The sequence below is a fragment of the Dorea sp. AGR2135 genome, assembly GCF_000420885.1.
Classification (GTDB): Bacteria; Bacillota; Clostridia; order Lachnospirales; family Lachnospiraceae; genus Dorea; species Dorea formicigenerans.
Window position 1 is genome coordinate 39,785 of record NZ_ATVU01000026.1, and the last position, 8,125, is coordinate 47,909.

The window sequence follows — 8,125 nt, forward strand, 5'->3', positions numbered from 1 at the left end:
GGTTGAATGGCTGCGAAGTATCAGCTAATCACAGAACTGTATCGGCGTACAGGCGTTGCGGTTGCAAAAAATCCGCAGGCGTGGCAGGGCTTTCTGTCCTCTGCCTGCCGCAACTATAAATGCCGTTTTGACGAACAGCTTTTAATATACGCCCAACGCCCCGATGCTGTCGCCGTTGCGAAGCTCGAAACTTGGAACAGGCAGTTCAAGCGTTGGGTCAATAAGGACAGCAAGGGTATTGCCGTATTTGACCCGAAAGGTCGCAGAAATACGCTGAAATACTATTTTGATGTGTCCGACACCCACGAGGGCTATTATGGCAGCCGCCCTGTTCCGATATGGCAGATGGATGAGCGATACGAGCAGGCTGTTATGGAAAGACTCTCGGACAGGTTTGGAGATGTGGAAAGCACTGACCTTGCTTCTACCTTAATGGAAACGGCAAAGAACGCCGTGGAGGACAATCTGCAAGACTATTTTTCTCAGTTAAAGGACTGCACGAAAGACAGCTTTTTGGAAGAGCTGGACGACTTTAATATAGAAGTCATTTACAGGCGGCTGGCAGCAAACAGCGTTGCTTTTATGCTGATCAGCCGCTGCGGTCTGGATACGAATGAGTTTTTTGACCGAGATGATTTTGCGGATATTGTAAATTTCAATACCCCTGCAACGATAAACGCCATCGGCATTGCCACGAGCGATATTGCGGAAATGGCGTTACGGGAAATCTCACAGTCTATCCGAAATGTGCAAATAGCGGAAAAAGACCAGAATCGCACCTTTGCACAAAGAACGCAGGCTCAGTATGATAAAGACAGACAACAACCCGAAAGGAGCGAATACAATGAGCGAAATCACTTACAGCAGACAGGGGGATTATCTTATTCCCGACCTAACATTACCGACAGAGCCAGAGCTTCCGCTTGGCAGGTACGCTTTGATGCACAGGGATTATCTGGAGAAGCACAAGCGAGTGACCTATCTCAATCTGCTGACATCGGGCAGGCTGAACGGGCATCTGCACGAGGTAGAGCAGACAGCACTCCAGAGGTTGGAGCTTCTGACGAAGCAGCTCTCAGCCGAGCAGGGCGTGACAGAGGAACTGAAAGAGAAAGCACCGATGCAGTGGGTCGGACTGATGAACAACATCCGCAGCCAAGCGGAGGAAGTGATACTGACCGAACTGATTTACAAGTAAGCGTTGCCAAAGAGGATGAGGTTAGGGTCAATCTTCCAACCGTAGATGAACAAATCGAAATGATAGCAAAAGCAGAGGACGAAAAAGCCTCTGCTTTTGCTATTTCCAAAGAAGATATTGACTCCGTACTTCAGAAAGGCAGCGGTGTTGCGGACGGAAAATACCGCATCTACCGCCAATTCCAAAAGGGCGTGGACAGACAGAAAAATATTGAGTTCCTTAAAAATGAGTATGGAACGGGCGGCGGTACGCACATCTTCCCCGATGGTTTCAGCGGTCATTCTTGGTATGACAGCAAAGGTCTTGCCATTGACCGAAACGGCACTTATACCAATCACGACCTTGTGTTGAAATGGTCACAGGTTGAAAAGCGTCTGCGTGAGCTGATTAAGGATAACCGCTATCTCAATCCGAAAGAAAAAGACCATTATGCCGATTATCTGGAGAGCGTGTCAGCACCTCAATATGAGATTGACACCCAGAGGGAAATAGCAAGGCAGCGTTTTATCGACGCCCACCGTGACCTGCCGCCTGCCGACAAACGGGATACCCTTGCTTTGCGGCTATCTGACTTTATCCGTGACTTGGACAGGTACGAAAAAGACCTGTTATCTGTTGTGGAACGAAGCGACCTTGCAGATGTTACCGCCGAGCAAATGGAACAGCACTTATCCGACCCCTCAACCGTTCAACAGCTCATAGACTTTCTTGCACAGGTACAATGGAAAACGACCTCAGTTTTCAGCCGCAGTAATGGGTGGAAGTTTACCGAGGAATTAAGGGAGCTGCACCCACTTTGCTACCTCTACAATGAGGGCGATGTGGTGTATATCGGTGCGGATAAATATGAGATTGCAACACTTACCGAGGAAAAGGTTTATCTGCAAAATGCCGAGTTCCCTATCTTGGGGCAGGAATACAGCCGAGCCGACTTTGAAGAAAAGCTAACGGAAAATCCTGCAAATGACCATCTGAAAGTGGTCGTAACCGAGAAACAGAGGACAGAAACACCGTCCGAGAAAAAGCAGGACGGAATACAATTTTCTATCGGTTTTTCCGAACACCCTGCCTTTTATGACAGACAGCTTAATGACCGCTATACAGATTTGTGCTTTGCTCTGGGGAATAAGCTGCTTGGTATTTTGGACGAGAAACAGCACCGTGAGCGTGAGGGCGATAAAAATATCGGGTGGTATCACAAGACCGATTTTGTTATCAAGGCTGTTATCGGCGGCGAGGAATTTAACTATGAAGGGCGGTTTGATATTGGCGATGGTGAGGGCGATTTAATTGCCCACATTAAGAATTTTTACGATTATGCCTTATCGCCAAAGGGCGAACAGCTATATGGAGATGACCGAGAAAGCCTGCTCCGTGGCAGAGATGAGTTTATCCCATTCTTGGAACAGCACACCGAGCTGACCCAAGAGGACGAGAAGCTCCTTGATGAGATTATGGCTACCGAAAGTGATTGGTACAGGACAGCCGAGGAAGCCGAAGAAAAACCACAGGCGTATGCCGATATAATGAATGGCTCAGAAGCTCCTGCCATTGAAATGGAGCAATCCGCAGACGACCTCATAGGCAGGGAAATCATCATAGATAACCGTAAATATCTCATTGAGAACATTGGCAAAATCAGCGGCGATGTGTCCCTGCGTGACATCACATTCCAGAACAATGTGGGCTTTCCGATAAACCGAGTGGAGAAAATCGGCTATATCCAAAAGCTATTGGAACAGGAAAAAACCGAATTACCGCCCAAAGAAAAAACGGAAGCTCCTGCCGCAGACCGTCATAATTTCCGTATTATTGATGACGCCATCGGTGTCGGCGGGGCAAAAGAAAAATTCCGTAACAATATGGCGGCAATCAACCTGCTGCACGAGCTTGAAATCGAAAACCGCCTTGCCACACCTGAAGAACAGGAAGTCCTATCTCGGTATGTCGGTTGGGGCGGTCTTTCTATGGCATTTGATGAACACAATGCAGCGTGGGCGGAGGAATTTAAGGAGCTATATGCCAGCCTATCCCCAGAGGAATACCGTGCCGCTATGGAGTCAACGCTGACCGCTTTTTATACGCCGCCTGTTGTTATCAAGGTGATGTATGAAGCACTTGACCGCCTGGGCTTTTCACAGGGAAATATCTTGGAGCCGTCCTGCGGGACAGGCAATTTCTTTGGTCTGCTTCCCGAAAGTATGCAAAACAGCAAGCTCCACGGCGTGGAAATCGACTCTCTTACAGGCAGGATTGCAAAGCAGCTCTACCAAAAAGCGAACATTGCCATTGAGGGCTTTGAGAAAACGAATCTCCCAGACGACCATTTTGATGTAGTCATCGGCAATGTGCCGTTTGGGGAGATAAGGGTCAATGAACGAAACAGGCGAATACAGCAGCTACGGAACGAAGTGACTGAAATAATGGAACTTAATGTTATGGATGTCACATATAGAATGTTGGTAGAATTTCTGGCAGATGAAGGAATTGAACATATTTCTGAGATGGATTATATCTTAAGAAAAAGATATGAAGTTTATATGTCTGAACTGATAAAAGAAAAAAGTGTTTCAAGATATCTAAGAATATTTGATAAAGTCAAACAAGAGTATATTCGAAAACGGATCGAAACTCCGATGGGAAGGCTGGAATGTCAGTGGACGTATAAGAATACTATTTTATTTATTCCTTATCATTCGGATCAAAAGATTGTTCTGTCAGTGGAGCGGGTCAAAAATCGCAGTAATATGGTATGGGATTTCCAGATATTTCTGGAACGGAAAATTGAAAATGAACAGAGAAGAAATAGGCTGTGGAGTATTGTTGGCCTTGCCTGTAGGATCACATTTTTACAAACAAAAGAAATTCGCTGGGATGCAACGATATGGTATTTGGAAAAGTTTAAAATTCCGAAAGAAAGATTAAATCCGAGTGATCCGGTGGAAAGAATATCATTTAGAGAAGTGCTACATCCGGAAAATCGAAAACTACTTCAGGAATATATGAAGTATGAAATAGGAATTGGTGAGATGGCAATAAGTACTGTCTATGAAAAATTCCGGATCATTCGTAATTTTTTAAAAGAGATAAGCGATGAGCAACAGAAAGTAACTACCTGTGACGCAGAAAGAATTGACCAATATTTAAAAAAGCGGCAGGAAGATGCTAATGAGGCGAAAACTTTTAATACTCAAGTAACGAGTATACAATACTTTTTCAAATTTCTTGAGGTAAGAGGATATGTAGATAAAGTACCATTTCGTGCAGAATACTATTGGGAAAAACAGATGCTGGTACATCATGACAGATGCGTAGAAGAAGATGTATATATGGAGATTATCCAAAAATTATCTAATTTTCCAGAACATCTGAGAATGATGTTTTTACATTTATGGTGTATTGGTCTGAGAATCAGCGAAGTGTGTACGCTGAAAGGAGATGCATACTATCATCAAAATGGTGATTATTGGATGAAAATATATCAGGTCAAAATGAAGAATTATAAAAGAGTTCCAATACCTGAAGCGTTATATGATCTTATGCAGGTATACCTTAATAAGAATAGAATCGCAAAAGAAGATTATATTTTTCAGAATCGAAAGGGTGGAGCGTTTTCAAAAGCTACCTTTAATGAACAAATGAAAAAGTATTGTGCAGCGTGCGACATACAAAATCGTGAATACCTGTTTAAGTCGCATGATTATCGACATACGGTAGCAACCAATCTTTATGATCATGGAGTGTCACGACAGGGAATCCGGGATTATCTGGGGCATAATTATGAAGAAATGACAATGCAGTATATTGATTATATGCCAAAAAAAATAGCAAGAAGGAATGTAGAATATTTTTCAGATGAGAAGAATAGCTTACTGTCCTATGTGCAGAAAGGAGAGAAGGATGAACGAAAGAGTTGAATATTCACAATTAGATTGTTATAAGCGTGCTACAGATGAACAGAAGAGAAAATTAAATCAAGAACAATATTTTGATTTAGGAAAACTTCCAGAGGAAACATTGAGAAAAGAATTTGAAAAGTACATCCGATATAGGGGAACAAAAGTATCTATTTTAACAATTAAGACAGAACGAAATTATTTTAATAGTTTATGCGAGTTCCTGCAAAAGCCATCAAATCAGGTAAAGAGCCTGATGGAAAGAGACGAGAATGTTTGGATTAAACAGTTAAAAGCATGGATGTTACAGAAAGGCAGAGCATTAACCAAAGCGAAAAAAAGAGTATATCAGAATGAATCTGTGGAAAAAGTAGCTTTAATAAGATATTTTGAAAATATTATACAATTTACAGTTGATTTGTCGGAAACAAATGAACTGACAAAAGATATTTGGTATTTGGAGAGGCTTCCGATTATAATCAGGTCTAATCCGATTGTAAATCATAAAACAATCAATTTTAGAAAAATTGAACAGCCAGACATTCGGGAAGAAATGAAGAAGGCAATTTACTATCATTTACAATATGAAGCAATTGCGACTGTTACGCGAGAAGTATCAGTAATGAATAAGTTTTCAAAGTATCTAAAAGAGAAATATCCTCAAGTGGATTCCTGCGAAGAAATTGATAGAAATATCATAGAAAAATTTTTGATTTATTTGAAAATAGAAGTGGAAAGCGGAAACGGAAAAAGGGATGATTTAATCAAATTAAGGGATGTGCTGGAGACAGTTGGAAAGATATATGGATGGGAGCAATTAGGAAGATTATTTATAAAATCAGATTTTCCACCGGAACGGCGGGGGGAATTTAAATATTATTCTGATAGCGAATTGAAAAGATTAAATGCACATATTGTAAAGCTGGAAGAACAAATAGCCAGAGCGTTGATTATACATCAATTATTAGGAAACCGAATATCAGATACATTAACTATGAAGAAAGACTGCCTTTATAGAAGGGATAATCAGGATATGGTGATTATTTATCAGCCTAAAAGCAGAAGATTTGAGAAGCCTGTCAGTGCAGAAGTTGCTCAGTTAATAAAAAAAGCAATTGTCTATGCAGAGCAGAATTATAAAGAAAGCATATACATATTTGCAAATAAAGATAATCCACAAAAACCATTAAATTATCAGACATTACGGGAAAAGGTCATCCGTATGATTTACGAAAATGATTTGCGAGATGATCAGGGAGAATTATTTGGATTTGGATCACATTTATTCCGACATACCTATGGGGTGAAATTAACAGAATTACATGTTGATGACTGGACGATATCAAAGCTTATCGGGCATAAAAATGTAAAAACTGTCAAGTATTACCGTAAGATGAGCAATCAAAGTATGGCGGATGAAACAAGAGAAGCACGAAATTATATGTCAAATGTTATTTTAGCAAATTTAGACGGATGGGGAGAGGAATATGAACAAATACGACAAAATGTTAGAATTAAATAAGAAGAAAAGCGAAGAAAAAGTAACAAGTGCGGTAAATACCATAAGAGAGATGGTAGTAGAAAAAGAAAAGGTTTCGATTCCAAAACTGATGAAAAAAACTGGGTTGTCCAGAGGATTCTTTTATAAAAATCCGATTGTCAGAAGTGAAATTGATCGTGCATTAGAACAACAGGCAGGAATGATAGATCCAAGGAGAACGATTATTGATCAGGCAATGGAAAGAGAGATGGAACTACTGCAACAACAGGTTCGAAAACTGAAATATGAGAATGAAAATTTGAAAAAAGAGAATGAGAAATTGAAAAAGGCATTAGCAAGAAAAGAATTGAATCTTATAAAACAGCTTTAAAAGTCTATACTATAAGCCAAAGCAGGTCTGCAAAGAAGTAGACCTGTTTTGGCTTGTGATATAGGCTGTGATAATTTTAACATATTGCTGAATTATGCTTGAAAGGCATAATAAAAGATAAAAGATAGATATTGGACATAAAAGATAAATGTGGGGTAAGATAAATATAGTTAAAAAATTCTACAGTATTCAGAGTGAATAGGAAAAAACTATTGACCTGGAGTTTACTTTAAGTTGTAGGATATAGATAGTGAAATGAAGGAGGTAAATCTTATGGATATGGAAAAAATGAAAAAAGATCTTGGCGGTGGAGCAGTATTTGAACTTGGAGAAGAAAATGTTGCATTTGCAAAATATTTTACAGGTGAATGCTATCTGAATATGCTTACTACTGAGAGAGTTCCGGTAGGATTAGTAACATTTGCACCAAAGACTATAAATGCATTCCACGTACATCATAAGGGTGGACAGATTCTGTTAGTTACAGGTGGAAGAGGATGGTATCAGGAAGAAGGAAAGCCGGCTCGTGAGTTAAAAGCAGGAGATGTTGTGAATATTCCACCAGAAGTAAAACATTGGCATGGTGCAGCAAAGGATAGTTGGTTCCAGCATATTGCTGTTGAAGTTCCAGCAGAGGGTGCTTCAAATGAGTGGTTAGAGTTTTTACCGGAAGAAGAGTATAACAAATTAAAATAAAAGAATTTATTAATTGAAGAAAGTAGAGGATGAGAATAATGGCAAAAATTGTTCAGACAGCAGGAAGAAATGCTCTTGGAGAATTCGCTCCTGAGTTCGCGCATTTTAACGATGATGTTCTTTTTGGAGAAAACTGGAATAATGAAGATATTGATCTTAAGACAAGAAGTATTATTACAGTTGTAGCATTAATGGCACAGGGAATTACAGATTCTTCTTTAAAGTTCCATCTTAAGAATGCAAAAGATCATGGAGTAACACAGAAAGAGATTGCTGCGATTATTACTCATGTAGCATTTTATGCAGGCTGGCCAAATGGATGGGCTGTATTTAATCTGGCAAAAGAAGTATGGGATGTTGAAGAAAAAGAAAATAGCCTGCAAATAAAAAGTCAAGGCTAAATTGAAAGAACATTGAAAATTTTATACAGGTTGAAAATTGGGTATCAAAATAAGACCACCACA

Annotated in this window: 5 protein-coding genes; all 5 read left to right on the plus strand. The window is 40.2% G+C overall.

Annotated features, from left to right (window positions below; translation table 11 throughout):
- Nucleotides 1–6: 6 nt before the first annotated feature.
- The 5 genes from G593_RS21785 to G593_RS0114385 all read left to right on the plus strand — a co-directional run bounded on the left by G593_RS21785 (nucleotide 7) and on the right by G593_RS0114385 (nucleotide 8,062).
- Complete coding sequence (locus G593_RS21785; protein WP_442852376.1) at nucleotides 7–5,115, plus strand: tyrosine-type recombinase/integrase; 5,109 nt, start codon at nucleotides 7–9, stop codon at nucleotides 5,113–5,115.
- Entirely contained in the window at nucleotides 5,099–6,616 is a 1,518-nt protein-coding gene (locus G593_RS0114370) for a tyrosine-type recombinase/integrase (RefSeq protein ID WP_029732145.1), read from the plus strand. The genes G593_RS21785 and G593_RS0114370 overlap by 17 nt, the downstream gene beginning before the upstream one ends.
- A complete protein-coding gene (locus G593_RS0114375) occupies nucleotides 6,582–6,965 on the plus strand; it encodes a DUF6262 family protein (RefSeq protein ID WP_029732146.1) in 384 nt (127 codons plus the stop codon). The genes G593_RS0114370 and G593_RS0114375 overlap by 35 nt, the downstream gene beginning before the upstream one ends.
- Nucleotides 6,966–7,238: 273 nt before the next feature.
- Entirely contained in the window at nucleotides 7,239–7,661 is a 423-nt protein-coding gene (locus G593_RS0114380; RefSeq protein WP_005340178.1) for a cupin domain-containing protein, read from the plus strand.
- A 38-nt stretch (nucleotides 7,662–7,699) separates the two neighbouring features.
- Nucleotides 7,700–8,062 (plus strand): carboxymuconolactone decarboxylase family protein, encoded by a 363-nt coding sequence (locus G593_RS0114385; RefSeq protein WP_029732147.1) that lies wholly within the window; start codon nucleotides 7,700–7,702, stop codon nucleotides 8,060–8,062.
- The last annotated feature ends 63 nt before the right edge of the window (nucleotides 8,063–8,125 follow it).